This window comes from Streptomyces sp. NRRL S-340, assembly GCF_000720185.1.
Lineage (GTDB): Bacteria > Actinomycetota > Actinomycetes > Streptomycetales > Streptomycetaceae > Streptomyces.
Window position 1 is genome coordinate 47175 of the sequence record NZ_JOIY01000041.1, and the last position, 25338, is coordinate 72512.

At 69.0% G+C, this 25338-nt stretch carries 24 protein-coding genes and 6 pseudogenes; 16 read left to right on the plus strand and 14 right to left on the minus strand.

Translation table 11 applies throughout. The features are described from left to right. Nucleotides 1–177: 177 nt before the first annotated feature. Nucleotides 178–420, minus strand: a complete 243-nt coding sequence (locus IG64_RS28795; RefSeq protein ID WP_037861466.1) for a hypothetical protein — start codon at nt 418–420, stop codon at nt 178–180. A gap of 387 nt (nt 421–807) precedes the next feature. Here IG64_RS28795 and IG64_RS40725 point away from each other — a divergent pair. Beyond that, nucleotides 808–909: pseudogene (locus IG64_RS40725) on the plus strand (IS5/IS1182 family transposase); the annotation flags it as partial. A 26-nt stretch (nt 910–935) separates the two neighbouring features. On the opposite strand, the gene IG64_RS28800 reads toward IG64_RS40725, so the two are convergent. Continuing rightward, nucleotides 936–1856 (minus strand): LysR family transcriptional regulator, encoded by a 921-nt coding sequence (locus IG64_RS28800; RefSeq protein WP_037861467.1) that lies wholly within the window; start codon nt 1854–1856, stop codon nt 936–938. Between the two features lie 446 nt (nt 1857–2302). Here IG64_RS28800 and IG64_RS28805 point away from each other — a divergent pair, with 446 nt between their 5' ends. The 8 genes from IG64_RS28805 to IG64_RS28845 all read left to right on the plus strand — a co-directional run bounded on the left by IG64_RS28805 (nt 2303) and on the right by IG64_RS28845 (nt 10914). Further along, a complete protein-coding gene (locus tag IG64_RS28805) occupies nt 2303–4045 on the plus strand; it encodes a pyruvate dehydrogenase (protein ID WP_037861468.1) in 1743 nt (580 codons plus the stop codon). A gap of 72 nt (nt 4046–4117) precedes the next feature. Further along, the gene (locus IG64_RS28810; RefSeq protein WP_037861469.1) at nt 4118–4993 is read left to right on the plus strand and encodes an alpha/beta fold hydrolase; all 876 of its coding nucleotides are present in this window, start codon (nt 4118–4120) and stop codon (nt 4991–4993) included. A 367-nt stretch (nt 4994–5360) separates the two neighbouring features. Further along, nucleotides 5361–6083 carry an alpha/beta fold hydrolase gene (locus tag IG64_RS28815; protein WP_037861470.1) on the plus strand — a complete coding sequence of 241 codons (723 nt, stop codon included), beginning with the start codon at nt 5361–5363 and terminating at the stop codon, nt 6081–6083. Nucleotides 6084–6136: 53 nt separating this feature from the next. Then, nucleotides 6137–6988: an alpha/beta fold hydrolase gene (locus IG64_RS28820; RefSeq protein ID WP_037861471.1), complete on the plus strand. Its 852-nt coding sequence runs from the start codon at nt 6137–6139 to the stop codon at nt 6986–6988. A 140-nt stretch (nt 6989–7128) separates the two neighbouring features. Next, the gene (locus IG64_RS28825) at nt 7129–7410 is read left to right on the plus strand and encodes a fumarylacetoacetate hydrolase family protein (RefSeq protein WP_037861474.1); all 282 of its coding nucleotides are present in this window, start codon (nt 7129–7131) and stop codon (nt 7408–7410) included. 51 nt (nt 7411–7461) lie between these two features. Further along, nucleotides 7462–8436, plus strand: coding sequence for an SMP-30/gluconolactonase/LRE family protein (locus tag IG64_RS28830; protein ID WP_037861476.1), 975 nt, complete (start codon nt 7462–7464; stop codon nt 8434–8436). A gap of 49 nt (nt 8437–8485) precedes the next feature. After that, on the plus strand, nt 8486–8992 hold the full coding sequence (locus tag IG64_RS28835; protein WP_037861478.1) for a MaoC family dehydratase: 507 nt from the start codon (nt 8486–8488) through the stop codon (nt 8990–8992). Between the two features lie 1580 nt (nt 8993–10572). Next, nucleotides 10573–10914, plus strand: coding sequence for a MerR family transcriptional regulator (locus IG64_RS28845; protein WP_037861479.1), 342 nt, complete (start codon nt 10573–10575; stop codon nt 10912–10914). A gap of 292 nt (nt 10915–11206) precedes the next feature. Here the strand turns inward: IG64_RS28845 and IG64_RS28850 are convergent, their stop codons facing one another. Beyond that, nucleotides 11207–11827 (minus strand): hypothetical protein, encoded by a 621-nt coding sequence (locus tag IG64_RS28850; protein WP_234438641.1) that lies wholly within the window; start codon nt 11825–11827, stop codon nt 11207–11209. Between the two features lie 161 nt (nt 11828–11988). Between IG64_RS28850 and trhA the strand changes: the two genes are divergently transcribed. Next, nucleotides 11989–12828 (plus strand): PAQR family membrane homeostasis protein TrhA, encoded by an 840-nt coding sequence (gene trhA / locus IG64_RS28855; RefSeq protein WP_234438642.1) that lies wholly within the window; start codon nt 11989–11991, stop codon nt 12826–12828. 140 nt (nt 12829–12968) lie between these two features. Here trhA and IG64_RS28860 read toward each other — a convergent pair whose 3' ends face one another. The 6 genes and pseudogenes from IG64_RS28860 to IG64_RS28880 form a co-directional block, all read right to left on the minus strand. Continuing rightward, entirely contained in the window at nt 12969–13295 is a 327-nt protein-coding gene (locus tag IG64_RS28860; RefSeq protein ID WP_037861483.1) for an SCO5918 family protein, read from the minus strand. A gap of 530 nt (nt 13296–13825) precedes the next feature. Continuing rightward, nucleotides 13826–15253: pseudogene (locus IG64_RS28865) on the minus strand (DEAD/DEAH box helicase); the annotation flags it as partial. Nucleotides 15254–15590: 337 nt separating this feature from the next. Then, the gene (locus IG64_RS28870) at nt 15591–15794 is read right to left on the minus strand and encodes a cold-shock protein (protein ID WP_037861485.1); all 204 of its coding nucleotides are present in this window, start codon (nt 15792–15794) and stop codon (nt 15591–15593) included. 468 nt (nt 15795–16262) lie between these two features. Then, on the minus strand, nt 16263–16838 hold the full coding sequence (locus IG64_RS42470) for a recombinase family protein (protein WP_234438645.1): 576 nt from the start codon (nt 16836–16838) through the stop codon (nt 16263–16265). Then, nucleotides 16835–17254 (minus strand): hypothetical protein, encoded by a 420-nt coding sequence (locus tag IG64_RS42475; RefSeq protein ID WP_234438643.1) that lies wholly within the window; start codon nt 17252–17254, stop codon nt 16835–16837. Before IG64_RS42475 ends, IG64_RS42470 begins: the two co-directional genes overlap by 4 nt. A gap of 179 nt (nt 17255–17433) precedes the next feature. Continuing rightward, nucleotides 17434–18045, minus strand: a complete 612-nt coding sequence (locus IG64_RS28880) for a TetR/AcrR family transcriptional regulator (protein WP_037861486.1) — start codon at nt 18043–18045, stop codon at nt 17434–17436. A gap of 86 nt (nt 18046–18131) precedes the next feature. Here IG64_RS28880 and IG64_RS28885 point away from each other — a divergent pair, with 86 nt between their 5' ends. The 3 genes and pseudogenes from IG64_RS28885 to IG64_RS28895 all read left to right on the plus strand — a co-directional run. Next, complete coding sequence (locus IG64_RS28885; protein ID WP_037861487.1) at nt 18132–18557, plus strand: nuclear transport factor 2 family protein; 426 nt, start codon at nt 18132–18134, stop codon at nt 18555–18557. Next, complete coding sequence (locus IG64_RS28890; protein ID WP_037861488.1) at nt 18554–19402, plus strand: NmrA family NAD(P)-binding protein; 849 nt, start codon at nt 18554–18556, stop codon at nt 19400–19402. The genes IG64_RS28885 and IG64_RS28890 overlap by 4 nt, the downstream gene beginning before the upstream one ends. A 676-nt stretch (nt 19403–20078) precedes the next feature. Further along, nucleotides 20079–20894, plus strand: a pseudogene (locus IG64_RS28895) (IS110 family transposase); the annotation flags it as partial. On the opposite strand, the gene IG64_RS28900 reads toward IG64_RS28895, so the two are convergent. Beyond that, nucleotides 20886–21209 carry a hypothetical protein gene (locus IG64_RS28900; RefSeq protein ID WP_037861489.1) on the minus strand — a complete coding sequence of 108 codons (324 nt, stop codon included), beginning with the start codon at nt 21207–21209 and terminating at the stop codon, nt 20886–20888. The pseudogene IG64_RS28895 and the gene IG64_RS28900 overlap by 9 nt on opposite strands. A gap of 50 nt (nt 21210–21259) precedes the next feature. On the opposite strand from IG64_RS28900, the pseudogene IG64_RS41700 reads away from it, so the two are divergent. Continuing rightward, nucleotides 21260–21352, plus strand: a pseudogene (locus IG64_RS41700) (IS5/IS1182 family transposase); the annotation flags it as partial. A 187-nt stretch (nt 21353–21539) separates the two neighbouring features. On the opposite strand, the gene IG64_RS41275 reads toward IG64_RS41700, so the two are convergent. Next, nucleotides 21540–21869 carry a hypothetical protein gene (locus IG64_RS41275; RefSeq protein WP_051813432.1) on the minus strand — a complete coding sequence of 110 codons (330 nt, stop codon included), beginning with the start codon at nt 21867–21869 and terminating at the stop codon, nt 21540–21542. A gap of 440 nt (nt 21870–22309) precedes the next feature. On the opposite strand from IG64_RS41275, the gene IG64_RS28910 reads away from it, so the two are divergent. Continuing rightward, nucleotides 22310–22873: a TetR/AcrR family transcriptional regulator gene (locus IG64_RS28910; protein WP_037861491.1), complete on the plus strand. Its 564-nt coding sequence runs from the start codon at nt 22310–22312 to the stop codon at nt 22871–22873. Nucleotides 22874–22945: 72 nt separating this feature from the next. Beyond that, entirely contained in the window at nt 22946–23851 is a 906-nt protein-coding gene (locus IG64_RS28915) for an SDR family NAD(P)-dependent oxidoreductase (RefSeq protein ID WP_037861493.1), read from the plus strand. Nucleotides 23852–23866: 15 nt separating this feature from the next. On the opposite strand, the pseudogene IG64_RS42480 reads toward IG64_RS28915, so the two are convergent. From IG64_RS42480 to IG64_RS39495, 3 genes and pseudogenes are all read right to left on the minus strand, one after another. Beyond that, nucleotides 23867–24085, minus strand: a pseudogene (locus tag IG64_RS42480) (IS5/IS1182 family transposase); the annotation flags it as partial. Continuing rightward, nucleotides 24073–24607: pseudogene (locus IG64_RS42485) on the minus strand (MFS transporter); the annotation flags it as partial. The pseudogenes IG64_RS42480 and IG64_RS42485, both read right to left, overlap by 13 nt. Before the next feature lie 5 nt (nt 24608–24612). Next, the gene (locus IG64_RS39495; RefSeq protein WP_234438644.1) at nt 24613–25299 is read right to left on the minus strand and encodes a hypothetical protein; all 687 of its coding nucleotides are present in this window, start codon (nt 25297–25299) and stop codon (nt 24613–24615) included. Nucleotides 25300–25338: the final 39 nt, after the last annotated feature.

The following is a 25338-nucleotide window of genomic DNA, read 5'->3' on the forward strand; positions in this document are numbered from 1 at the left end:
GAAGTCTCGGGCGGTCCCGGCACACGACAAAGGGGATCCTGGCCGGTGGTCATGGCTCCGGCCTATCGGTCACCCCACGGTGACCGTGCGGGTGTTCCCGGCACGCTGTTGGCGACATCGGAACTCCACTACGTGGTTCGCGCCCAGCGCCGCGCCGACGATCCCGAGGACCGGGGTTCACCGTCCCGTTCCGGCCGCCGGCGATCCCAGCAGCGCCCCCGCGAGCGCCCCTGCGACTGCTGCGGCGGCCGTGAACCGGGGTCCGGGCTTCGCCGTCGGTCGGGCGAGGTGCGCACCGAGGCCGATCAGCAGTCCGGTGCCGGGTGCCACCAGGACCGGGTCGGCGATGAACCGTCCCGGAGCCGGCGTCCAGGTGAACAGGACGCCCAGGAACCAGCCTGCCAGGCCGAGCGGCACCACGGTCGGCGCCCGGCTCCACCGGCTCGCCCGGTGATCGGGCGCGCCACGATGCAGTCGGCTGCGGAGCAGCAGGCCGATCCAGCTACTCCACCGACTGGCGAAGAAGGCATCCGCGCTGGGCCTCGCCGACAGAGTCCTAGGCATCCAGACGGATCTGAACAAGGGCTGGCCACAGCTGGAGACCAGCGACCTGGTCTGGGCGGCCGCCTCGCTGCGCCACATGTCCGAACCCGACCGTGTGCTCGCCGGAGCGTTCGACAACCCGCGGCCGAGGCGGCCTGCCGGCGGTCACCGAAACGGACTTCTTCCCCCGCTTCCTGCCCGGCGACATCGGCGTGGGACGTCCGGTCCGGGGGCCCGCGTACACGCCACACTGAACCCGGGCCCGTGAAGAGCTGGAAGATCCTTCGCGACTGCCGCCTGGAAGGTGGCGGCGTTCACCACGCCATGCTCGGCGTCGCCCGCCTGCACGACCTCACCCTGGCCGGGCCCATCGGGAATGCGTTGCCGGAACGCTACTGGTCAGAGGTGTGGGGGGTGGTGAAGAGGGCCTGGAGGGTCTGTGTCGCCAGGTTGCGCAGCCAGGTGTGGGCGGGGTCGTCGTCGTGGCGGTGGTGCCAGAGCAGGTGGAGGGGCACGGGCGGCAGTTCGAGTGGCAGCGGCAGTGTGGTCAGGCCCAGCTGATCACGGGAGGAGCGGGTGGCCGCGTCCGGGAGGGTGACCACGAGGTCGGCGTCGCGGACGAGTTGCAGTGCGATGGCCGTGGTGGGGGCGGAGGCGATGACGCGGCGCTCGTGATTGAGGGCGGCCAGGGCGTCGTCGATCCGGTCGCGCAGGCTTCCGCGCCGGGAGACGGTGACGTGGTCGGCCGCCGCGTATCTCTCGACGGTCACCGGCTGTTCGGTGAGCGGATGCCCCGGCCGGACGGCGAGGACCAGCCGGTCGCGGCCGATGAGGCTGTGACGGATGTCGGACAGAGACGGCGGTCCGGCGCTGGATGCCACATCGACATCGCCGCGGCGCAGCTCGGGAGTGTCGTCGCCGGGTTCGGCCGTGAGACGCAGTTGCACCCCCGGGGCCTGGCGGTGCACTGCTGCGATGAGGGCGGTCCCACAGGCGGCGGTGAGGGCGTCGTGCCAGCGGACGGTGAACACCCGCTCCAGGCCTGCCAGGTCGAGTTCCGTGCGGGCGGACAGCAACTGGTGAGCTTGCTGTACCAGGGCGTGGACCTCGGTACGCATGGCGAGCGCGCGGGGGGTGGGCGTCATGTGGCGTCCGGTGCGGACCAGGATCTGGTCGCCGGTGGCTTTGCGGATACGGCCCAGCGAGCGGCTCATCGCCGGCGCGGTGACGTGAAGCCGGTCCGCGGCCCCGGCCACGCTGCCCTCTTCCAGCAGCGCGTCCAGGGCGGTGAGCAGATTCAAATCCAATTGCATGACGGTAACTATAGAAGTGAAAAGCATGCACTTGTTGTTAACGATGATGGCTCTGCCTTTTGAAGTGCGGGGCCGAGAGGAAGACCCAGCGCCCACCTCAACGGCCGCCGGACCGTGTCGGCCAAGAGCGAGCATCGAGGGCGCTGAGGCTCCGTCTCCCGCCCGTCGGCGGCTGGGTGTGGCCCGTAGCTTCGGGCGCGCCCTCTTTGGTGGACAGTGATTCGGCCCCCCTGTAGCGCGCCCGGCACAGATGCCCTGGGTGGGGGGCACTCCCTCACACGCCCCTTCCCAGGGCCGGTCGCACGCTGTGGACTGGCCCGCTCGTCAGGCTTCCAGGAGCAGTGCGCTGCCGGGCTGTGAACGGTGCACAGAGAAACAACCAGCCTGCTTGGTGTCTTCATAGCCTGGCCGCGGCAACGTGAGCGACCGACCATCTGAGGAGCACCATGGCCAGGCAGTCCGTGGCTGAGCAGTACGTCGAACTCCTCGCACGCGCCGGCGTGCGCCGCGTGTACGGAGTGGTCGGGGACAGCCTGAACCCCGTCGTCGACGCAGTCAGACGGCACGACTCCCTGGAGTGGGTGCAAGTACGCCACGAAGAGGTCGCGGCGTTCGCGGCCGGTGCCGAAGCCCAGTTGACCGGGAAGCTCGCTGCCTGCGCCGGGTCGTGCGGGCCGGGCAATCTGCACCTCATCAACGGCCTGTTCGACGCACACCGCTCGATGGCACCGGTTCTTGCCCTGGCAGCCCAGATTCCCAGCGGCCAGATCGGCACCGGGTACTTCCAGGAGACGCATCCCGACCGGCTGTTCGAGGAGTGCAGTCACTACTCGGAGCTGATCTCCTCTCCCCGGCAGATGCCGCGGGTGATGCAGACGGCGATCCAGCACGCAGTGGGCAGGCGTGGCGTTTCGGTGGTGTCGCTGCCGGGAGACGTGGCCGCCGAGGACTCCCCCGTGGGTGGGGCGGAACTCGCGATGCCGCTGGACCGGCCGACGGTCCGGCCGGCTGATGAAGAACTTTCCCGACTCGCCGAACTGGTGGACGCAGCCGACAAGGTGACGGTGTTCTGCGGCCGAGGCGTGGAAGGTGCCCACGCCGAGGTGATGGCGTTCGCCGAAAAGGTGAAGGCTCCCGTGGGCCACGCACTGCGCGGCAAGGAGCACATCCAGTACGACAACCCTTACGACGTCGGCATGTCCGGGCTGCTGGGCTACGGCGCCGCCTACGAGGCGATGCACGAGTGCGACTTGCTGCTGCTTCTCGGCACGGACTTCCCGTACACGGACTTCCTGCCCCGCGACGTCCGCACCGTCCAGGTAGACATTCAGCCCGAACGGCTCGGTAGACGTACACAGTTGGATCTCGCCGTGTGGGGTGACGTGCGGGAGACGCTTCGGTGCCTCACGCCCGCCGTGCGTGAGAAGCAGTCCCGCCGGTTCCTCGACCGCATGCTGCACCGACACGTGCACGCCCTGGAGGGCGCCGTCGGCGCCTATACCCGCGACGTCGATCGGCACGTCCCGATCCACCCTGAGTACGTGGCATCAGTACTCGACGAGGAAGCCGCCGACGATGCGGTGTTCACTGTGGACACCGGCATGTCCTGTGTGTGGGCGGCCCGCTACCTCACGCCGAACGGCCGACGCCGCATCCTCGGCTCCTTCGTGCACGGTTCCATGGCCAACGCGCTGCCGCAGGCCATCGGCGCACAATTCCTGGATCGGTCGCGACAAGTGGTGTCACTCTCGGGCGACGGTGGCTTCTCGATGCTGATGGGTGACTTCCTGACGCTGGTCCACCACGGCCTGCCGGTGAAGGTCGTCGTGTTCAACAATTCGTCGCTGGGCATGGTCGACCTGGAGATGATGGTCGACGGACTGCCCCCGCACGGCACCGAATACCCACACACCGACTTCGCGGCCATCGCCACCGCGGTCGGCGCGCGCGGCATTCGCGTGGAGAAGCCCGCAGAGGTGCGCGAAGCCCTCCGCGCCGCCTTCGCCCATGACGGGCCGGCACTGGTGGACGTGGTCACCGACCCCAACGCCCTCGCGCTTCCGCCCAAAATCACGACCGAGCAGGTCACCGGCTTCGCGCTGTCGGCGAGCCGTACCGTCCTCACGGGCGGCGTCGGGCGAATGATCGACATCGCCCGGGCCAACCTGCGCAACGTTCCGCGTCCGTAAGCGACGCCGGCCGGGAGCCGTGTTCTCCCCGGACGTCATTCCATCCCCCTCTCCGACCGAACGGGTATCGCCATGTCTGATGTGCCGGGTGTCACGCACCACACCGCCGTGCTCAACGGGATCAAGCAGCACTGGGTGAGCGCGGGCCAGGGCCCGCCGGTCTTCCTGCTGCACGGTTTCCCCGAGACCTGGTACGGCTGGCGCAAGCAGATTCCCGTGCTGGCGGAGCGGTTCACCGTGATCGCGCCTGATCTGCGCGGCTACGGTGACACGGAGAAGCCTGCCTCCGGTTACGACAAGCGGACCATGGCCAACGACCTCGTCGCCCTGATGGACCATCTCGGACATGAGCGGATCGCCTTGGTCGGCCACGACCGCGGAGCACGCGTCGGCACCCGGTTCGCCAAGGACCACCCGGATCGCATCGACCGGTTCGTCGCTATGGACAACATCCCCACCCGGGTCATCGCCGAGACTTACGACATCGGCCTCGCCCGGCAGGGCTACTGGTTCTTCACCTTCCTCGGTGTTCCCGACCTTCCCGAGGCGCTGATCGCAGGCCACGAGGAAACCTGGCTCACCCACTTCTATCGCAGCTGGTCCTACAACCCCGAGATGCTCACTCCTGAAGAGATCGCGGTCTACGTCCGCGCCTACCGGCAGCCCGGTGCCGTAAGGGGCTCCTGCGAGGACTACCGTGCGGCGCCCCAGGACGTGGCCCAGGACCAGGAAGACGCCGACAAGCTCATCGACTGCCCCGTATTGACTGTCTGGGGTGAGGACTTCAGTGCCGTCGGAGGAGCCTACGACGTCCTCGACGTGTGGAAGGGCATCGCTCGCGATGTCCGCGGGGTGCCGATCGCGCAGTGCGGACACCTGTGCCAGGAAGAGCGACCGGACGTCGTCAACCGGGAGCTCCTGGACTTCCTCGCCGACTGGAGCGGCTGACTCGACAGCCGGACGCGCAGCGGATCGGACGGCCGCCGGGGAAGCACGATGCATCTGGTGGACGCGCTCGGGCTACGACCAGGGCGTGGACGGACCAATACCCCTCGCCTTCCGGTTCTACCGTTTCTTGCACCTCACCGGAACGTCGCCCGGCCACCGTACGGCCTCGTCAGCGCGGATCCTCCGAGGCAGGGTGACCACGGCCCGGCCATAGCGCCCAGGCAGGTGAGCCGGCGCCCTCGGTGCAAGCAGCGGCCGACGCCTCACCTCACCTCACCTCACCTCACCTCACCTCACCTCACCTCACCTCACCTGCTCAACAGCCAGTGCCGCATTCACGTTGCGACACCCACGAAGGAGATCTTCCATGTCCCGTTCCGCCATGCCCACCATCGTTCTCGTACATGGCGCATTCGCCGACGCCTCCAGCTACGCGCAGGTCATCCCCCGGCTCATCGCCCGTGGCTTCGACGTGGTCGCGCCCGCCGTCCCGAACCGCAGCCTCATCGGTGACGCCGCCTACGTCGCCTCGATCGTCCGGCAGACACCCGGCCCCGTCGTCCTGGTGGGTCACTCCTACGGCGGCGCCGTCATCACGGTCGCCGGCACCGAGGACAACGTCAAGGCGCTCGTCTACCTGGCCGGCTACGCCCTGGAGAAGGGCGAGAGCCTTGGCGAACTGCAGGGCCGCTTCCCGGACTCCGACCTTGCTGCCGCGCTCGTCTACACGCCCTTCCCCATAGAGGGCTCGACCGAAACCGGTACCGACGTGTCGGTCCAGCCCGACAAGTTCCCGGCCATCTTCGCCGCCGACGTCGACTCCCGCCTCACGAAGGTCCTCGCCGCTTCCCAGCGTCCGCTCGCGGCCCAGGCTTTCGCCGACGCGGCCCCGGCTGCCGCTTGGAAGACCAAGCCCTCCTGGGGTCTGGTCTCCTCTTCCGACCACACCATCAACCCTGACGTCGAGCGCTACGGCTATCAGCGGGCCGGGATGACCACCGTCGAGGTCGACTCCTCCCACCTGGTGATGCTCTCCCACCCCGAGCGCGTCGTCGACCTCATCGAGGAAGCCGTAAAGGCCACTTCCTGAGCCACGCCCACCGGAGCGTCGCGCAGCGGCCTCCCCTCTTCAGAGAGCGAACAATGAACTCACCGATCTCACGCCGTACTGTGACGGCTTCCCTCCTGGCCGGCGCCGCCGCGCTGGGCACCGGCGCCGCCCTCGCCGCGCCGGCGACGGCAGCCGACCGCTCCAGCAGACCGCACGCCCGCCCGGACACACCCACGGTCGTCCTGATCCACGGCGCGTTCGCCGACGCCTCCAGCTGGAGCGGCGTGGTCGAGCGCCTGCAGCGCCACGGCCACCGCGTACTGGCGCCGGCCCTGCCACTGCGGGGTCTGGCCAGCGATGCCGCCTACATTCGCAGCGTCCTGGACAGCGTCACCGGACCGATCGTCCTGGTGGGCCACTCCTACGGCGGAGCGGTCATCAGCCAGGCCGCGGCCAACGCTTCGCAGGTCAAGGCCCTGGTCTACGTCGCCGCCTTCGTTCCCGAGGTCGGGGAGAGCGCGCTCCAGCTCACCGACAAGTTCCCGGGCAGCACACTGGGGCAGGCCACCGCCACCCAGTACTACCCGTTGCCCGGCGGTGGCCGAGGGGAGGAACTGGTCATCAAGAAGCACCTGTTCCGTGAGCAGTTCGCGGCCGGTGTCCCTGTCGCGACGGCCGAGGTCATGGCCGCCGGGCAGCGTCCGATCACGCTCGCCGCGCTCCAGGAGCCGGCCACCGCCGCCGCGTGGAAGAAGATCCCCAGCTGGTACCTCGCCGCCACCGAGGACCGCAACATTCCGCCGGCCGCCGAGCAGTGGATGGCCAAGCGCGCCCGCGCTCACACCGTCACCGTCCGCGCACCGCATGCCGTGTCCGTGAGCGATCCCGGGCCCGTCACCGACCTGATCTTGCGCGCCTCCCGTTCTGTGCGCTCGGTCCACTGACAGCACGAGCCCGACGCCGGACGGTCTCGCGGCCCGGTCGTTCGGCCGCGCGGCGTCCCTCGTCCCTCCGGCCTGCCCCGCTATGAGCTGCGCGCCATGGGCACCGTCGGCCGACCACCTGCGATGGATCGGAGAGCGGCATGGCACTGCTGGTCCCGGAGCCGGGCAAGCTGCGTCCGCAGCAGACGCAGGGCCCGACAGCCGGCCGGCGCGGGCGCACCCAGCAGCTGACCTTCTCCGCGCCGGCCCTCATCGCCAAGCTGTCCGGCGTACTCCCGCTGGTGCCAGGCGATGTCATCTTCACAAGGACTTCCGCCGGTGCCGGCCCGGGCCGCACGCCACAGCGCCGGCTCGCCCCCGGCGACGCACTCGTCAGCTCCATGAGCGGGATCGGTGAGCTGCGTCAGCAGTTCGTCGCCTGACCTCTACCCAACCCTTTTCACGTGACGGAAGAGAAAAGAATGAAATCGCACATGTCCAAGTTCATGACGAGGACGCACACCGGCTTCCTTGCCGCCACCGTGGCGGCCGCCCTTGCCGTAACGGTGACAGGTCCCTCCACCCCGGCGGCTGCCTCTCCTGCGCCACGCGTGCACTTCGTGGCGCACCTGGACATCTCAGGTGGACAGCGGCCGGAGAACATCACCCTGGAACCGGGCGGCAGCGCCGTCGTCACCTTCGCGTACAGCCGTCAGATCGCACGCATCGGTCCCTCGGGCAAGGTGCGCATCCTCGCCACCCTGCCCGAGCCCCCGGCAGGCTCCACCACCCCCGCCCTTTCCTCGCCCTTCCTCGGTGGCATCGTCCGCGCCCACGACGGAACGCTGTACTTTCTCTACGCCACGGGGAGCAGCGACCTGACCGGCCTTTGGCGCCTGCGGCCCGGCGGCACCCCGCAGCGCATCGCCGCGCTTCCGGCCGCCGGACTGCCCAACGGCCTGGCCATCGACCTGCACGAACGCCGGCTCTACATCGCCGACTCGGTCCTCGGCACCGTCTGGCGGGTGCCCGTCAGCGGGGGCACTCCCACCCGATGGTCCACCGCACCCGAACTGGCCGCCGACGGGTTCCTCGGAGCCAACGGCATCAAGATTCACCGCGGTGAGGTCTGGGTGTCCAACCTGGACAAGGGCACCGTGCTCCGTATCCCGGTCACCCGGCACGGCCAGGCCGGTCCAGTCGAAACCCGGGCATCCGGCCTGATCAACATCGACGACTTCGACTTCACCGGCCAGGGTGACACGCTCCTGGCGGCGATCAACGCAGACAACGAAGTCGCTCTCGTCAGGCCCGGCGGCCGGCACAAGGTCGTGCTCACGGGTGCCGACGGTCTGGAGAACCCGACCTCGCTCGCCGTGCGGGGCACCACCGCCTACATCGCCAGCGGCGCCTACTTCACCGACCACGACCCGAACCTCCTCGCTGCTCGCATCACCCCGGGCAAGTGAGCCGGCGCGTGTCGTCCCCTCGCCGCGACACCCACGAAAGGACAGCTCGATGACACAGCCTTCTGCAGACCCGGTGACGCCCGCAGCGGCCCCCTTCGACCCCGAGGCGTTCGAGGTCGTGCCGGCCCGTACGTTCGAGGACCTGCGCGTCGGCGAAGTCTTCCGGGCGCCCAGCCGCACCCTGACAGACGCCCACTCCGCGGCCTTTCAGACGGTCTCCGCCGACAACCACCCGGTGCACTACGACGCCGAGTGGGCGCGCAGGCACGGTCATTCCGCACCGGTCGTCCACGGCCTGCAGGTGCTCGCCTTCACCGCACCCGGCGCCACGCTGTTCCCGCACTTCATCGGCGAGGTGTTCATCAGCTTCCTCGAGCTCTCCTGCACCTTCCTCGCCGAGGTCCACTCCGGGGACACCCTGTATCCGGCACTCACCATCACCGGCCTGGAACGACAGGGCGACAACGGCGTCGTGGTGACGGCCGCGACCATCCACAACCAGCGGGGCGAGCTGGTGCTTTCCGGGCAGCACAAGTACCTGTTGCGGCGTCAGTGACGAAGGAAGGCGACATGAAGCACCGCATGCTCGTGACCGGCGCTCTCATTTGCTGCGCTGTACTGGCCGGATGTACCGGCCAGAGCACGGAAGGCGCCGCGGAAACCACTTCGACTGCGCCCGGCTCGCCGTCGCCGACAGCGGCTATCACCGTTACGGGGCCGGCCGACAGGGGCACTTCCGGCCCGTCCGGCGACCCTGTCCCCGGTACGGCCGTCGTTACGACGACGCCGTCGTCCGGCTCCGCAGTACCTGTGACGAGGCGCCGCAGCCGCACCTCCGAACTGCGGGCGTCCGTCGGAGCGAACGGGCCTTGACCTCCGGTCTTGGACAGACACAGACCTCTGATCCCGGACACACGAGACACTGGATCTTGAGGATCTGAGAACGGGCTTCTCGTGGTCATGAGGCACTGCCCTGCCGAGTTCAAGGCGGACGCGGCCGCGCTGTACCAGTCGCGGCCCCGAGCGACGATCAGGTCGGTCGCCGCTGATCTGGGTGTTCCCGGTCCAGTCCGGGTCGCGGTCGGTGGCCTCGCAGGTGACCACCAGGCGGTCACCGGGCCGCCCCTTCGCCGTGGCGCCGCGGGGCGGATGCCGAGCAGGCGCCCGGCTTCTGCGACCAGGTGCTCGTCGGCGGACAGGGGCGCCCCGCGGGGGCCGCGGTCAGGGCCTCGGTGCTGTCGGCACCGCAAGGCGCCATCGACGCGAGACGGTGCCCGGGGCGGGATGCGGGAGGGCAGCGCATCTACCGGCTGCCCCAGGCCCACGTCCGCGCCGGCGGGACACTCCCCGAGACGGCGGGACAGGTCATCGTGCAGGGCGAGGATCTGGGCGCGTGGGTGGCGGCGCAGCGCGCCGGGTGCGAACGGCTGATATCCGCGCAGCAGTACCTGTTGGAGACGCTGGGGCTGAAGCCAGCAGACGCGCCACGGGCTGTCTCGGCCTGTCTCCGTTCGCTCATGTGCCCAACACCCCGCCTGGTCTGCTGCACCGCTGAGTGAAGCTTGTGCCCCGAGGAGGGCCCTCAACCAAGCAGGTCACTCTTCCGGATGCTTCAGAGGCAGAATCATGATGTCGCGGACTGGAGGAAATCTGTAGCGGCCGAAGTAGACATGAGCGTCGGCCGGGGTTAGTGTTTTCCGCGTAGCCCAGAAGTCGAAGGGCGCGGCAGAGACGAACTGCCGTGCAAGCAGGTTGACGCAGATGCGGCCCGGCAGCGGAGCGGCGGAACCGAAGGTGTGGGTTCCTCCGCCGGCTGCCGGGCCGAGCGGCCCCAGGGGCGGCAAGCGGTAGCGCGTCAGCCGTCAGCGCAGATGGTTCGACCAGAAGAGGTAAGGAGCAGAACGCCATCAGGATCGCCCGGGCGAGGAAGCAGTCCGCCCGGGTACCGCAGGCCCCGGATTGGAAGGTGGTCCCCGGTCACGCATCCGCGATCCCCGCAGCCCTGCCCTCCCAGGCGGAACCTGCGGAAAAAGAAGGCCGGCGCAGTCAGCCGGCAGATGGTGTAGAAAGCTCGGGGGCCCGGGCGCCGGTCGGCGCCCGGGCCCCTCGACACGTCCGTCCCGGAAGAAGAGGTCTATGCCCCCTCGCAGTACCCGTTCCGTCGTCCCTCTCGATGACGACGACTACCCCGCCTACACCATGGGCCGGGCCGCCGAGATGATCGGCACCACCCCCGCCTTCCTCCGCGCTCTGGGCGAACACAGCCTGGTCACCCCCTTGCGCTCCGAAGGTGGCCACCGCCGTTACTCCCGCTACCAGCTGCGCATCGCCGCCCGCGCCCGCGAATTGGTCGATCAGGGCACCTCCGTCGAGTCCGCCTGCCGCATCGTCATCCTCGAAGACCAGCTCGAAGAAGCTCAACGCATCAACGAGGAACTCCGCGCCCACGGCGCCGGCCAGCCGAAGCCCTCGGCCTGACCCGAACCGGTGGTGGAGCGGGGCCCGGTGGTTCGGGCAGTTGCCGGTCTGAAGGTCCGGGATGTCGTCGGTAGCCGGCAGGCACTCTTCAGTCCTGTCGCGTCGGGTGCCTCCGATTCGGCCGGCCCGAAGGCAGCACGCGTCAGGCTCCTCGAGATCAGGGCAGGCTTGCCCGGCTCGCTCCGTCGCGGCATGCGCCTGCGGCGGGCCGGCCCGATGGTGGGCCCTCCGGCAGGACTGCCTGTCCCTCCCAGCAGGCCCCGTGATGTGCCGCGGGCGAGTTCGAGGACGATCAGATGCTCGTCCATGCGTCGAGGAACGCCTGCCGCCTGCCGGGGTCAGCCGATCTGCAGTCCGCGTGCAGGACCCGCCAGGCCGTGAGTTCGAGGTCCCGCAGCCACAGCTCACCGAGGAGCCGCGTCTTCAGGTCGGGGAGGTGATCGGATTCGGTGAGCGCTTGGCCGATCACCTCGCCGGCTGCGACGCGCTGGGGCGGTGTCATCTCATCGACGGCCGAGAGGATCTGCCCGGCCAGGTCGGCTCCTTCTCCGGCCAGCGAACGCAGCACCAGGTCCCTGATGTTGGCCGGCAGGAGGTAGGCGGTGCCCGACGACCTCCACAGGCTCGACCAGAATTGTTCCCCCGCCTCGGTGGGGGCGGGGAGCGCCGCCAGCAGCCCGAGGAGGTGCGCGGTGGCCGCGTAGCCGTCGCAATGGGCTGATGCGAGGACCGCGATGTCGGCGACGCGCTCCACGTCGAGCCGGTGAGCTTCGAGTTGTGGGGACAGTCCTAGTCGTTGCTCCACGTGATGTGAGAGCGGGTCGGATGCGTCGGGACGGAACTCGGGGAGCATCGGCTGTCCTTGGGCGTTGTCGAGAAGCGGTACGCGGTCGAGGATCTCGATCGTTCCCACCGTCGGCCCGTCTTACACAGCTTCCGCGACCTCAGTCGGGCGGTGGATCGCAGGGGCTCACCCTCACTCGGCGGCGAACGGGCTACCGCCGGTGATGTCGGTCCGGTGGCACGAAGAGGACCTCCGTGAACGTTGTCCGGACCGCCTCCTAGCATGGCCACATGGCCACCAGCGACGCCCGGAAGTCCCGCGTGGAACGGGAAGTTCCGCCCCGGGACGACTCCGACGAGAAAGACGAGAAAGAGGTCCCCTCCGTGCCGACGGAAGGAGAGGGGAATGGCTCAGCCGGTCTCGCCCCCTCTCCGCACGGCCGTGCCGGTGCGGTGCTTCGCCCGGTTGCCGCTCTGGTGGAGCGGGCGACCGACCTGGCCGAGCCGGTCAAGCCGAAGCTACGCGGCTGGCTCCACGCGGCGATGGTCCCCGCCTCGTTGAGCGCCGGCATCGTCCTGATCTCCCTGGCCCGGACGCAGGAGGCGGCCCTGGCCTGCACCGTCTACTCCGTCACCGCGTGGCTGCTGTTCGGGACGAGCACCGTCTACCACCTGGGCACCTGGGGCCCGTTGGGCGAGGCCGTTCTGCGCCGCCTCGACCACGCCAACATTTTCCTGATCATCGCCGGCACCTGCACCCCACTGGCCGTGCTCCTCCTCGCCCCTGACCAGCGAGCCCTGCTGCTGTGGATCGTATGGACGGGCGCGCTGGCCGGTACAGCCTTCCGCGTCCTGTGGGTCAAAGCCCCACGCTGGCTGTACACCCCCTGCTACGTGGCCCTGGGGTGGGCGCCGGTGCGTTTCCTGCCCGACTTCCTGCACAACGGCGGAGCTGCCATACCCGCACTGATGGTGACCGGTGGTCTCCTCTACAGCGCGGGCGCGGTGGTCTACGCCCTCCAGCGCCCGGACCCCTCACCGCGCTGGTTCGGCTTCCACGAGGTGTTCCACGCCCTGACGGTGGCAGCCTTCACCGCGCACTACATCGCCATCTCCATGGCCGCCTGCTGAACACAGCGGTGCCATGGGCATGACCCCGGGTCGCGGTGCGGGCGAGGAGGCACGAGCAGCCGCCGCGCCGAGAGCGGCACGATACCGGTGAGGCCCGACCGGCGTGTGCCGGTCGGGCCTCACGGCTCGCTCCGTTCGGCTCACACCTGCCCATAGGTCAGGCGGACGGGTGGAGTGCCGAGCGCTTCGGAAGCCCGCTGGTACGGGCTGGTCGTGAGCGCTGGTGCGACTGCGGGGCGGGTGCGGCAGGTGAAACCGAGGTGGCCCAGGGCCCTCAGCACCTCGCCGGTGCTGAAATCGCGGCGGTCCTGGCGCGTGATGACCTGGCCGACCTGCTTGGCGGGGTAGTGGCGTCGCCCGATGATGACAAAGGCACCGGTGACCGGCTCGGGCTTGACGCCCTTCATCGATTCCAGCACACCGCTCCTCGTCAGGTCGAACGGGAAGCGGGCGATGACACAGCGCATGATGGCTCACAGGGAGTAGAGAGGACGGGGCCGAGCGTGCTGAGGAGGAGGGTTCAGCGGGAGAGGGCGAGCACGCCCGGAGCGCCGCCGTCTTCCGCGGCCATGGGCGGGATCCCGAGCCGCTGGTGACGCATCACGTGCTCGGCCCCGGGCATCGCCTCCGGCGAGGTTGCGGGCCCCAAGCCGCCGGGGATGTCGCGCAGCCGGACCCGGTCCGTGTATCCGGAGCCGTCACGGACAGCGGTGAGCCGGGCCAGGGTGACCAGGCCGATGCGCCGGCCGTCCTCGTCGCAGATCACCAGGTGGCCCGTGCGGGCGGCGGCCATGACCGAGAGCGCCACCTCGACGGTCATCGAGTCCCAGACCTGCGGCCCGGCGAAGACCATGGGATCGGCAGCCGCCCGTACGGCGTCGGTGCTCGTGGAACGGGGGTGCATCTGGACCAGCGTCAAGAGGTGCCTCCTGCAGAGATGGGTCGGCTTCCTGAGCACGAGAGTTCTAGGGCGTGTTTCGAAAGTGGCGCCGTCCGCCCGAAGGGCGGGCCCCGCGGCGCCTGGTGCGTGTGATCGCAAGGCGGAGGGTCGTCCTCGTACCGGGCCGGAGGGGGCCTGGGCGCCGGTGATGCGGTGCAGGGCCTCCTCGCCGGGGCGGACCCGGGTGGTCTGCGGGACGATTCCGGCGGCCGCCATGACGCGGGTCATACCGCGGCGCTGGTTCGGGGTGACCAGGGTGACGACGCTGCCGGACTCGCCGGCCCGGGCGGTGCGGCCGCCGCGGTGCAGGTAGTCCTTGTGGTCGGTCGGCGGATCGACATTGACGACGAGGTCCAGGTTGTCGACGTGGATGCCGCGCGCGGCGACGTTGGTCGCCACCAGCACACTGACGTGCCCGGTCTTGAACTGCGCCAGCGTGCGGGTGCGCTGCGGCTGCGTCTTCCCTCCGTGCAGGGCGGCGGCCCGCACCCCGCTGCTCAGAAGATGCTCGGTGAGGCGGTCGACGGCGTGTTTGGTGTCGAGGAACATGATCACGCGGCCGTCGCGGGCGGCGATCTCGGTGGTGGCCGCGTGCTTGTCGGCACCGTGAACGTGGAGCACGTGGTGCTCCATCGTCGTGACCGCGCCGGCCGAGGGGTCGACGGAGTGCACGACGGGGTCGCTGAGGTAGCGGCGCACGAGCAGGTCGACGTTGCGGTCCAGGGTCGCGGAGAACAGCATGCGCTGCCCTCCGGGGCGGACCAGGTCGAGCAGGGCGGTGACCTGCGGCATGAAGCCCATGTCGGCCATCTGATCGGCCTCGTCGAGGACGGTGACGGAAACCTGGTCCAGCCGGCAGTCACCGCGGTCGATGAGGTCCTTGAGACGCCCGGGTGTGGCCACGACGACCTCCGCTCCCCCGCGCAGCACACCGGCCTGCCTGCCGATCGACATCCCGCCCACGACCGTGGCCAGCCGCAGCTTCACACAACGGGCGTACGGAGCGAGCGCGTCACTGACCTGCTGCGCCAGCTCACGCGTCGGTACGAGGATCAGCCCGAGTGGCTGCCTCGCGGCAGCACGCTGCCCGGCCACACGGGCCAGCAGCGCCAGCCCGAAGGCGAGGGTCTTACCGGAGCCGGTGCGCCCTCGTCCCAGGACATCGCGACCGGCGAGAGAGTTCGGCAGCGTGGCGGCCTGGATCGGGAACGGAACGGTCACGCCCTGTGAGCCGAGCGCGGCAAGGAGCTCCCTGGGCATGTCGAGATCAGCGAAGCTCTCCACGGCGGGAAGCGTGGGGCTGATCGTCCTGGGGAGGACGAACTCACCCTGCGCCCGAGCAGGCCGGGGGCTGTGACCACCGGAACGTGCCGACCCGCCAGGGCCGTTCGGGGCCGAAGAGCCGAATGTGCTGCCGCTCTTTCCTGAGCCGGCGCTGCCGTTACGTGCTCGGGTGAAGCGGTTGCTCGTGGATGTGCCGTTCATTCGGAACCTTCCTTGATGCGGCGCGTATCAAGGAATTCCCGTAGCGATGAGCGGCACGGAGAATCGCAAGAATGGGCCGGATGGGATGCGAGAGAGAAGCTGGCCGAGCGCAGTCCGCGCGGGCGCCGGCAGAGGAAAGGCGACCGCGATGTCGGTGTGTCACTCGGGGGCCTCGGCCGCAGAGGAGTCAGGGCGAACATCCGCGGCCCCGAAGGGATCCGAGTACGGCTGGTGCCGGGTGCGGCATCTCGGATGAAACTGCTGCCGTGAGATGCATGCAGCTGGGGCCCGCACCCCGAAGGATGCGGGCCCCAGCTGCAAGTATGTGTCAGCCGTGTCAGGCAGGAACGATGTTCTCGGCCGTCGGGCCCTTCTGGCCCTGAGCGATGTCGAAGTTCACCTTCTGGCCTTCGAGCAGCTCGCGGAAGCCCTGAGCGGCGATGTTCGAGTAGTGGGCGAACACGTCAGCGCCGCCACCCTCCTGCTCGATGAAGCCGAAGCCCTTTTCCGCGTTGAACCACTTCACAGTACCAGTAGCCATGTCATTCTCCTTCGGAGCAGTGCAGCGGAATCCGCACCGTGCGGACGCCGTGTCGCCGCGATGATTGCCCCGACCGGAAAAGACCGGAATTACCAGGATCATTTCAGTGGCGCGAAGGCCGCCTGAAACGCACCCGAAGTTTTGGGAACCACAACTGCAACTGACACCGACAGTAGCACGTCGGAGCGGCTTGCATGCGGCGAAAGATGCCACTTCGATTGCTGTGGCAATAAAGCTGTGTGCAGGTTCCGTCGAAACCCTCACTCCGGCGGAACAGATATGGAGGCAGCTGGAGGGCAGTATTCCGGGCAGTGAGGCTTTTCCCTCGTCGGTCCGAGCTGGTCGGCTGAAGGGTGAGGACACCCAGGACGAGGCTGGTGATCCGGGTGGCCGGGCGCCGGAGCTCGCACAGGCCCTCGGGGAGTATCCGAACGGAAATCAGCGGTAGCCGCTGACGTGGCACGCTCGTCACCGAGCGGGCTCGGCCTCCGTACGCGGACAGGGGACTTCCCCGTTCTGGAGGGCGGCGAAGTCGGCGTGGGCCTGTTCGATGGCTTCGGGGTACGCCTCGCGCTTGGCGTGCTCGGCGAGTGCCCGGTAGATGCTCGCGACGGAGGGGTTCTGTCCCTTGCGCTTGCCGGTGGGGATGATCAGGTCGGGCTGGATCTGCTCGACGGACTCGCCGTTCGCCCGGCGCCGCAGCACGGTGTGGAGCATGTCGTCGGTGATGACCGGGGGCCTGCCGCCGTGCTTGCCCTTGCGGGCGGCGGTGTCGAGCCCCTCCAGGGTGAACTCGCGGATGTTCTCCCGCTCGGTCTCCGCCATCGCCGCGAAGAATGCGAACAGCAGCTTGCCCGGCCCGGTGGGGTCGTAGCTGCCGGGCAGGGGTCCGGCGAGCATCTCCAGTACCGGACCGCGGGCGGTGAGGTGGTCCGCCAGGGCGGTGAGTTCGGCGGCATCGCGGCCGAGCCGCTTCATCTCGTACACGGTGAAGTTGACCCGGCAGTGCGGGGCGTGCGCCTTGATCTCCCGCGCTGTCTTCAGCGCCTCCTCGAACTGGGTACCCGGGTGCTGATCTTCTCGCTGAAGATCTTGTCCCTGGGGATGTTGTGCTTGCTGAGCGCGTCGAGGTGGGAGACGAGTTCCTGCCCGAGCGTCGAGCACCGTGCGTAGCCGATGCGGATGTCCGCGCTCGGCAGGTCCGGGTCGACCGGCGCCGGGGGCGGGGTGCCCGGCCGCCACGGCCGGCCCGGACCGCGGTCGGCGGGGGTGGGCACCCGCAGCGCCTTCTTCAGCCAGGGCACCATGGTGAAGCGGCGGGTGCGGTAGGCGGAAGCGACCGCGCCGCCGAGCGAGCGGCACGGCGAGCCGGGCTGCGCGTCACGCTTCGGACAGGCGTGCTGTTCGACGTCGTCCGCGTCCGACCGGTCAGCAGGGGAAGGGTGCTGAGGGTCCGTCATGGCCTCGGATTTTCGCACCATGCAAGTCCCAGAAGGGGGCCCGTCCCTCTTTTGAGTGAGAACGGGTTCTGAGAACCGAACCAAGATCAACGAGGGTTCGGCGGACCGGTGCCGATCTTGCTGCGGCAAAGGGTCGTTTGCGAGAGGCCCCACTGATCAAGGACTCGCCCGATCCTCGATCACTCCTCGGCGGTCAAATCTTGGAGTGGACCGGAGGCCAGGACGCCGGTGACGAAGTTCGCCAACTGTGCCCGCATTCTTTCCCGCGGAATACGCTCTTCTCCGGCCAGGTGCTCGACGAGGTCGGCTCGTGTGGCGGCGAGCAGGGCGTGGGCGGTGAAGTCGCTGTCGGTCAGGCTGGGGATCTGCTCCAGTACGGCTCGGAGCAGGCTGTGCCACCGCTCGTAGTGTTCCGCCCGGTACGGGCTGCTGCTCCCGCCTTCCTCCAGAGCCAGTGCGAGGCGCCGGTTGTCGAGTTTGAAGCACAGGACGGCGTCGAGAAGGGCGGGCACGCGATCCTGCGGTGGGGTCGTGGGCCCCAGGGGCGGTGGGCCGGTCTCGACGGCCTCCCTGATCGGTTCGAGCCGTGCCTCGTACAGCGCGCGGAGCAGCCCGGCGCGATCGCCGAAGGCCCGGAAGATCGTGCCCTTGCCGACACCGGCCGCTGCCGCGACGTCGGCCATGGTGACGTCCTGGGGACTCTCGTGGCGAGCGAAGAGGGCGTCGGCGGCCGCGAGCACGGCCTCCCGGCTGCGGATGGCGTCCTTGCGGGACGACTGGCGTTCGGGCATGCCGCTCCTTCCGTTTGCAAAACGGACCCGTGGTCCATATCGTCGAAGCGGACCCGGGGTCCGGATTCTACGACTGGAGGATACCCATGTCCGCACCGATCTCCCCAACGGATCTGTACCGCCGCAGCCTGCGACTGCTGCTCGACAAGGACATTGCCGGGTGGGTCGCCCTGTGGGCCGAGGACGGCCTCATGGAGTTCCCCTTCGCCCCCGACGGCTGGCCCCGGCGTCTGGAGGGCAAGGAGGCCATCGCCGCCTACATGCGCCACTACCCCGACCACATCGACCTGCACGACTTCCCCGACCTGCGGATCCACCAGACCACCGATCCAGAGACCATCGTGGTCGAGATGCGCGGCGTCGGCCGCCTGATGGAGAGCGACGCTCCCTTCGACATGACCTACATCGCCGTCGTGACCGTTCGAGACGGGCACATCATCTCCTACCGCGACTACTGGAACCCCCTCGCCGTCCAGGAACCCGGCACCGACTTCACCGGGAGCAGCCGATGACCACCGCCGGCACCACTCTGGTCATCGGCGCCACCGGCACGACCGGAAGCCGCACCGCCGCACAGCTGACGGCCGCGGGTCACCGCGTCAAAGCCGCCAGCCGCCGGGCCACCCCGGTCGCCGGCGCCGAGCCGGTCCCCTTCGACTGGTACGACCCCGCCACCCACGCGACCGCCCTCGACGGCGTCGACCACGTCTACCTCATACCGCCCCTGGGCGACTCCGACCCCGCGGCGATCATGCTGCCGTTCCTCCATCAGGCCCGCACCGCCGGCGTGCACCGCGCGGTGCTGCTGAGCTCCTCGGCCGTCCCCGAGGGCGGCCCGGCGGTGGGAACGGTGCACCAGGCCCTGCCCGATCTGTTCGAACAGTGGGCGGTACTGCGCCCCTCGTGGTTCATGCAGAACTTCACCGGCACGCACGCGCACGCCCGCAGCATCCGCGACGAGGGCATCATCTGGACCGCCACCGGAAGCGGCCGGGTCGGCTTCGTCGACGCCGAGGACATCGCGGCCGTGGCCGTCCGCGCTCTGACCGACGAGCAAGCCCCCAACACCGATCTCGTCCTCACCGGACCCGAGGCACTCGGCTACGACGACATCGCCGCGGTCATCACCGAGGTCACCGGTCGGCCCGTGGTCCACCGCCGTCTGTCCTACGAGCAGATGCGCGACCGCCTCACGACGCAGGTGCCGGTGGAGTTCGCCGCGATGCTGGCCGGCATGGACCGTGCCATCGCCGAAGGGGCGGAGGACCGCATCACCGACACCGTCCAGCGCCTCACCGGTCGGCCCCCGCGCACCTTCCAGGCCCTCCTTGAGAGGGAGATGCGATCCAGCGGATGATGTTCCAGGACGATCAGCAGTTCTGGTTCGAGACCCTGCGTAATCTCGGCCTGGCTCCACAACAGCCGCCGAAGGGGTCGGCGAGGACCTGGGCGAGGACCTGCACGTTCATCCCGCGCCTGTTGCGCTTCCCCGAGCAGTAGGGCCGGTCCGCGCTTCGTTCTCCATGGCTTCATCCTGCGTGACACGATGAATTCGGGCATTCATGCGGTTTTGTTCGCAGCTCTAAGCCGCTGGGGGACCGCTCGCCCCGCGCGAGGGGTAGGACACCGACACCGTCAGCTCCCGGTTCCCCGCCGTCGGCACCCACGGGTCGGTGCGGTGTCGGTCGACCAAGTGAAGGACGCGGCGACCCACGGAGTTGGGACCGGCGGGAAGCGGCAACGCCAACCCGCTCGTGTACGGAACCCGGGAGGGAGTCCGCGCGCCCTGGGCGGAGGCGACGGGTGCGGCGCCCAGGAGCGGGAGGGACAGGGAGAGGGTGAGCAGATTGGCTGCAGCGGCTCTGCGACGTCTGGTGGTCATACAGCCGACGCCAGCCCTCCCGCTGCCCCCAACACGTCGAACTGCAGAGGTACTTGGCCGTACCGCCTCGGTCTGATCCCGGCAGACCAGGCTCCCCGACGGGGTGTGAGAGTGGACGGTCCGCCGCGTTGGAGACGACCGGTCAAAGCTCGATGAGACGATCGCCGAGCTGGAGATGATCGTCGGCTTCGACGACGACCTGACCGGCGAGGCCACCCGGGTCGCGAACCGGCTGCACGGCCTGCTGACCCAGATCCATCCATCGCTGGAACGGGTCCTGGGGCCGCGGTCGCAGCACCCTGCCGTCCTTGCGCTGCTGGAGCGGTTTGGCTCCCCGGCCCGGATACGCAAGGCCGGCCGAAGGCGGCTGGTCACCTTGCTGCTGCCGAAGGCCCCGAGGATGGCCGAGCGGCTGGTCGAGGACATCTTCGATGCTCTGGGAGAGCAGACCGTCACGGTCCCGGGGACCGACGCTGCCGCGCTGATCGTCCCGAGCCTGGCCGGTTCGCTGGCGGCCGTCCTTGACCAGCGCAAACTGCTGGCCGGGCGGATCGAGGAACTCCTGGAGGCCCACCCTCTTTCGAAGGTCCTGACGTCCATGCCGGGAGTCGGCGTCAGGACCGGAGCCAGGATCTTGATCGAAGTCGGTGACGGCAGCACGTTCCCCACCGCCGGCCACCTCGCCGCCTACGCCGGCCTCGCCCCGGCAACTCGCGGTTCCGGGTCGTCAATCCGCGGCGAACAACCCTCCAGGAGAGGAAACAAGCAGCTCAAGAGGGCCTTCTTCCGCTCCGCGTTCGCCGCTCTGGGCGACCCGGCATCGCGGGCCTACTACGACAGGAAGATCACCCAGGGCAAGCACCACACCCAGGCCCTGCTCTGCCTCGCTGGGCGCCGGGCCGACGTCCTCTTCGCGATGCTCCACGACGGAACCTTCTACGAACCCCAACCCGTCAGATCAGGCTGAACCGCCAAGAGCCCGCCGTGCTTCGACCCACAGCCGCTCGAACTCCTCGGCGGAGATCTCGGCCGCCTGCGGCTGGTCCTGCCAGCCGTCCAGGGGACCCTCGGCGAGAACGCCGTACTGCCGTTCATAGCGGCCCATCGCTGCGAGATCAGCATGATCACGCAAGTGCAGAACCTCCTCCGAGGAAGCCGCCGTCACCGGACGCGAGTCCTGCCCCCGGACCTCGACCTGCCGCGCTGCCCAGCCTTCGTCATCGGCCTCGAAGTACAGCCAAAGATCTTCGTCCTCGTAGTAGGTGCGGAACCAGGTCGCCATACCGCCATCCTGGCCCACCGACCTTGACCAAGGAGATAGGGGCCCCCGGCACGCTGGAGGTCATCGCGTGGAAGTACCGCACCTGTTCGCCCTGGCGCGACCTTCCGGACGAGCTCGGCTCGTTCCAGACCGCTCACAAACGCCCTCGCGGCGTGCGAGACCTCATGGGCACGGATGGTCCCGGATCTCCTGGGCTCGGGCCACGACCTGGACGAGCACGACGAGGTCTTCCTGCCGGGCCAGGACCAGCCGACCCCGGCCGTCGACCTGAGCGAGGGAAGCTCGTGACCAGCGGTGATCCGTCCACGAAGGGCTTGTCCCACGCGCCGGTCACACGGACGTCTGAGCGCCTGGCTCCGGGGCCAGCTGGAAATCGACGAAGAAGGTGCCGGGGTTGCCGGGCACGACACGGCAACTGAAGCGGCGCCCGAGCAGCGAACCGACCTCGGTCTCGAGGTTCTGCGAGAGAACGTCGGCCGGGGTCACGTACTTGTTCGTCGGGTCGTCGACGGCATGGGCGTCGACGAGCGCTCCGCGGATCCCGGTCACGACGTATTCGACTCGTCGACCGCCACTGAAGTCGGGCTCTTCACCCTCGTGGTCGCAGTTCACTACGTGGGCGAGCACGTCGCCCAGGCCGGTCTTCGGATGGTCGCTCATGAACGCACACGCTACTTGGCTGCCACCGCAGCCGCACAGAGCCTGCGGCTCTCGGCCGGCCCGCTCTACTGCGCGGCCGAGAAGGCCGCAGCCGAACAGGACTGCGCAGTCGCCCAATCGGAGAGGAAGGACGGGCAGGAAGGACGGGCATTGACAGACAAACCGACCGCGCACCGGGGCGTCCCACGCATGCCGTGCGGCAAAGACCTGGCGCCCTCGGTCGCCCGCCGGGCCTGCTCCGAGCTCTTGCTCTCCGCCAGCAGCTCGCGCGCGATCCGGTCGGCGTCCGGGCGCCGGCCTTCCCCCAGGAGGAATTCGTCGGCGACGGTGGTCTGTGCCAGTGAACCTTGACCGGCCAGGCCAAGGTGCTCAAGACCGTGCGCAGCGGGGCGACGGCATCCACATTTGACTGACTGGCCACTCTCCTACATGCTGTCCTCATGCCCAGGCCGAGAAGCGAAGACAGACGCGCGGCGATCATGGCCGCTGCCACGGGGATCATCGCTGCTCAGGGGCTGGGCGCGACGACGGCGGCGATCGCGAAGGAGGCCGGCGTCTCGAACGGGTCGCTGTTCACCTACTTCGACACCAAAGCGGACTTGCTGAACCAGCTCTACCTGGAGCTGAAGGGCGAGATGGGGGCAGCCGCACTCGGCGGCCTGCCCGAAGCCGATGTGCGCACCCAGATGCTGCACATGTGGTCCCGATGGATCGACTGGGCGACGGCCAATCCCCAGAAGCGTCGCACCTTGGCCCAGCTCCAGGTCTCCGACGAGATCACGGCGTCCACCCACGAGTCCGCAGGCCGGACCATGACAGGCATCGGGGGGATCCTGGAGCGCAGCCGGGCGAACGGCCCGATGCGCGACGCCCCGGCGGCATTGGTGTTCACGTTGTGCAACGCCCTGGCCGAGGCCACCATCGACTACATCATCGGCGACCCGGATCGCGCCGACGAGCACAAGCAGTCCGGTTTCGACGCGCTCTGGCGCATGATCGGCTGACCCGCGCGGGGTCCACTTCCCCGTATCCGCGCGCCCATCAATGACTGACTAGTCAGACGACTAAGGAGCGCCATGCCCGACAGGACTTACGTCATCACCGGCCCGACCTCCGGATTCGGCCGCCGCACCGCCCTCGAACTGGCCAAGCACGGAACCGTCGTGCTGGTCGGGCGCGACGCCGCCAAGCTCAACGACGTACGCGAAGGCATCGAAAGCAGCGGCGGCGAGGCCGTGTCCGTCCTCTGCGACCTCTCGGACCTGACGAGCGTGCGACGCGCCGTCACTCAGATCATCGAGCTCGGCCTCCCGATCACCGGCGTCCTCAACAACGCCGGCATCTTCCCCCACCGTCCCCGCACGAACGCCGTCGGCTGGGACATCGCCTACGCGACCAACCACATCGGGCCTTTCGTGTTCACAGAGGCGCTCGTGCCCCACCTCGAAGACGGCACGCAGGTGGTGTTCATCGTCTCGGCTGTGGAGGATCCGGAGCGCAAGCCCGCCACCATGGCCGGTTTCCGCGGCGCCCGGTACATCTCCGCCGAGGCGAGCACCCGGGGTGAGTGGAAGCCCGGCGGCTCGAAACTGCCCGGCGCAGACGCCTACGCCACGTCCAAGCAGTGCAACCTGGCAACGGTGCTCGCCTTCGCCCGCGAAACACCCCGGCTGCGGTTCAACGCCATCGAGCCCGGCTTCGCCCCCGGCACGAATCTTGGTCGTGACGCCAGCCCATTCCTGCGTCTGTTGTCGAAGTACGTGCTCTCGCCGCCGGCACCGCTCATCAAGTACTGGACCAACCCGGGCACCGCTGCTCGCATGATCACCCGGATAGTCACCGACGAATCCGACGCCACCGGTGTCTACTACGACGAGAAGGGACGTCCGATGCGAGGCTCCGCACAAGTGCACGACCCAGCGTTCAACGCGCGGGTAGTCGCCGAGACCCGTGCACTACTGGGGACGGTTCCCGCCCGATAGGTCCCTTCAGAATGCTCAGCGGGCGAAGGTCACACAGTGTGCGAGTCCGCGGAAGGCGTCGCCCATCTCGTCGCGGGCTTCAGTCGGTGCGTAGTCGGCGGCGGTAGACGTCGTGGTCGTAGCCCCGGTCGGTGTACAGGTCCGGGGCTTGCGCTCAGGACCTGTACGTGTCGGCCCCGGACCGAAGGGAGAGTCGACCAGGGGCAGGAGCTGCGGGACATGGTCAAGAGAACCGCGGGGCGGACCGTGGTGCGCAGGTCCAGCAGCGGTGCCTCACGTCGCGGCTCCGTCAAGTGCCACCGGACGAGCACAACGGCCGCCGTGCCGGACAGTGCGAGGGCGGTGCCGGAGGTCCGGCCCCAGTCTCCGGCCTTGGTGATGGGCAGCAGGAAGAGGACGAGGCACGGCGGACAGCCCGGTCACACCGAGGACGCCGAAGGTGCCCTGCGTGCGGGTCGGGGACTGGGGGACGACGAGGAGGGGAAGGGCGATGCAGAGGACGACGAGGCCGCGGCGCCGTAGAAGAGGACGTGCGAGTCGGTGTGCTGGGTGAGCAGGGCCGCGGCGGGCAGGGCGAGGCTGCCGTCGACGCCCGGGGAGGAGCTCATCAGGGCCGTCGCCGAGCCGTGCTGTTCACGGGGGGAGTGTGTCCTGCATCAGGCCGATGCCGAGAGGTATCGCGCTCATGGCGAAACCCTGGAGGGTCCGGCCTGCGGTCATGGTGAGCAGGTCGCTGGTGAGGGCGCTGTTCTCGGCCGCTATCAGGCTTCGATGCGAAGCCACGTGTCGCCGGCTCGAAGCCATAGAAGACCGTCGCGACCCTGACCGCAGCGCATGACCACCCGTCCGGGCACTCGAATCTTGCGCCGCTCGGTCACACTCCAGGTATCGCCATCCAACTCGGCCCGCACCACTTCGGTTGACCGCTGGTTGTGAACGCGCTTGGTCAGGACCGCTCGATGGTCGCGCACGGCGAAACCGTCCGGGTCACGTACGGGGCTGGGCCAGCTGGTCACCTCACCGGTCGACGGGGTGATCCGCGTCAAGAACGTGCCTCCCCGCCGACTGCCGGAATACCAGATCAGCCAGACCTGGTCCCCCTCGGTGGCAGCGGTGCATCCCTCCAAAGGCACGTCAGGAAGGCGATCTCCCGGAGTCCAGGTTGCCCGGCCGTCGGCACTCCAGCCGGCAAGACCGGCTGCAGACTCCGGATGCCCTCCATAGATGCCTTCGTCTCCGTAAGCCGTCCAGACAGATCCCTCGCGATCGGTCACCAGAGCAGGGATGTCGTCGCCGATGCAGAAGGCGGCTTCCTGGTCACCACTTTCCAGATGGAACACCACGGCGTTCGGGCTCCATGCTCCCGACTCCTCCTTGCCGGCTCGACCGCCTGCGATGAGAAGTCGGGCCTCCGGGAGAAGGCCGAACGGCAAGCGCGCGTCACCCACGGCGAGACGATCCGACGCGACCGCCTGGAGGCCGTCACC

Coding starts and splice junctions, on each gene's coding strand:
- IG64_RS28800 (WP_037861467.1), bottom strand. CDS start 1,856: ATGCAATTGGATTTGAATCTGCTCACCGCCCTGGACGCGCTGCTGGAA.
- IG64_RS28805 (WP_037861468.1), top strand. CDS start 2,303: ATGGCCAGGCAGTCCGTGGCTGAGCAGTACGTCGAACTCCTCGCACGC.
- IG64_RS28810 (WP_037861469.1), top strand. CDS start 4,118: ATGTCTGATGTGCCGGGTGTCACGCACCACACCGCCGTGCTCAACGGG.
- IG64_RS28815 (WP_037861470.1), top strand. CDS start 5,361: ATGTCCCGTTCCGCCATGCCCACCATCGTTCTCGTACATGGCGCATTC.
- IG64_RS28820 (WP_037861471.1), top strand. CDS start 6,137: ATGAACTCACCGATCTCACGCCGTACTGTGACGGCTTCCCTCCTGGCC.
- IG64_RS28825 (WP_037861474.1), top strand. CDS start 7,129: ATGGCACTGCTGGTCCCGGAGCCGGGCAAGCTGCGTCCGCAGCAGACG.
- IG64_RS28830 (WP_037861476.1), top strand. CDS start 7,462: ATGTCCAAGTTCATGACGAGGACGCACACCGGCTTCCTTGCCGCCACC.
- IG64_RS28835 (WP_037861478.1), top strand. CDS start 8,486: ATGACACAGCCTTCTGCAGACCCGGTGACGCCCGCAGCGGCCCCCTTC.
- IG64_RS28845 (WP_037861479.1), top strand. CDS start 10,573: ATGCCCCCTCGCAGTACCCGTTCCGTCGTCCCTCTCGATGACGACGAC.
- trhA (WP_234438642.1), top strand. CDS start 11,989: ATGGCCACCAGCGACGCCCGGAAGTCCCGCGTGGAACGGGAAGTTCCG.
- IG64_RS28860 (WP_037861483.1), bottom strand. CDS start 13,295: ATGCGCTGTGTCATCGCCCGCTTCCCGTTCGACCTGACGAGGAGCGGT.
- IG64_RS28870 (WP_037861485.1), bottom strand. CDS start 15,794: ATGGCTACTGGTACTGTGAAGTGGTTCAACGCGGAAAAGGGCTTCGGC.
- IG64_RS42475 (WP_234438643.1), bottom strand. CDS start 17,254: ATGACGGACCCTCAGCACCCTTCCCCTGCTGACCGGTCGGACGCGGAC.
- IG64_RS28880 (WP_037861486.1), bottom strand. CDS start 18,045: ATGCCCGAACGCCAGTCGTCCCGCAAGGACGCCATCCGCAGCCGGGAG.
- IG64_RS28885 (WP_037861487.1), top strand. CDS start 18,132: ATGTCCGCACCGATCTCCCCAACGGATCTGTACCGCCGCAGCCTGCGA.
- IG64_RS28890 (WP_037861488.1), top strand. CDS start 18,554: ATGACCACCGCCGGCACCACTCTGGTCATCGGCGCCACCGGCACGACC.
- IG64_RS28900 (WP_037861489.1), bottom strand. CDS start 21,209: ATGGCGACCTGGTTCCGCACCTACTACGAGGACGAAGATCTTTGGCTG.
- IG64_RS41275 (WP_051813432.1), bottom strand. CDS start 21,869: ATGAGCGACCATCCGAAGACCGGCCTGGGCGACGTGCTCGCCCACGTA.
- IG64_RS28910 (WP_037861491.1), top strand. CDS start 22,310: ATGCCCAGGCCGAGAAGCGAAGACAGACGCGCGGCGATCATGGCCGCT.
- IG64_RS28915 (WP_037861493.1), top strand. CDS start 22,946: ATGCCCGACAGGACTTACGTCATCACCGGCCCGACCTCCGGATTCGGC.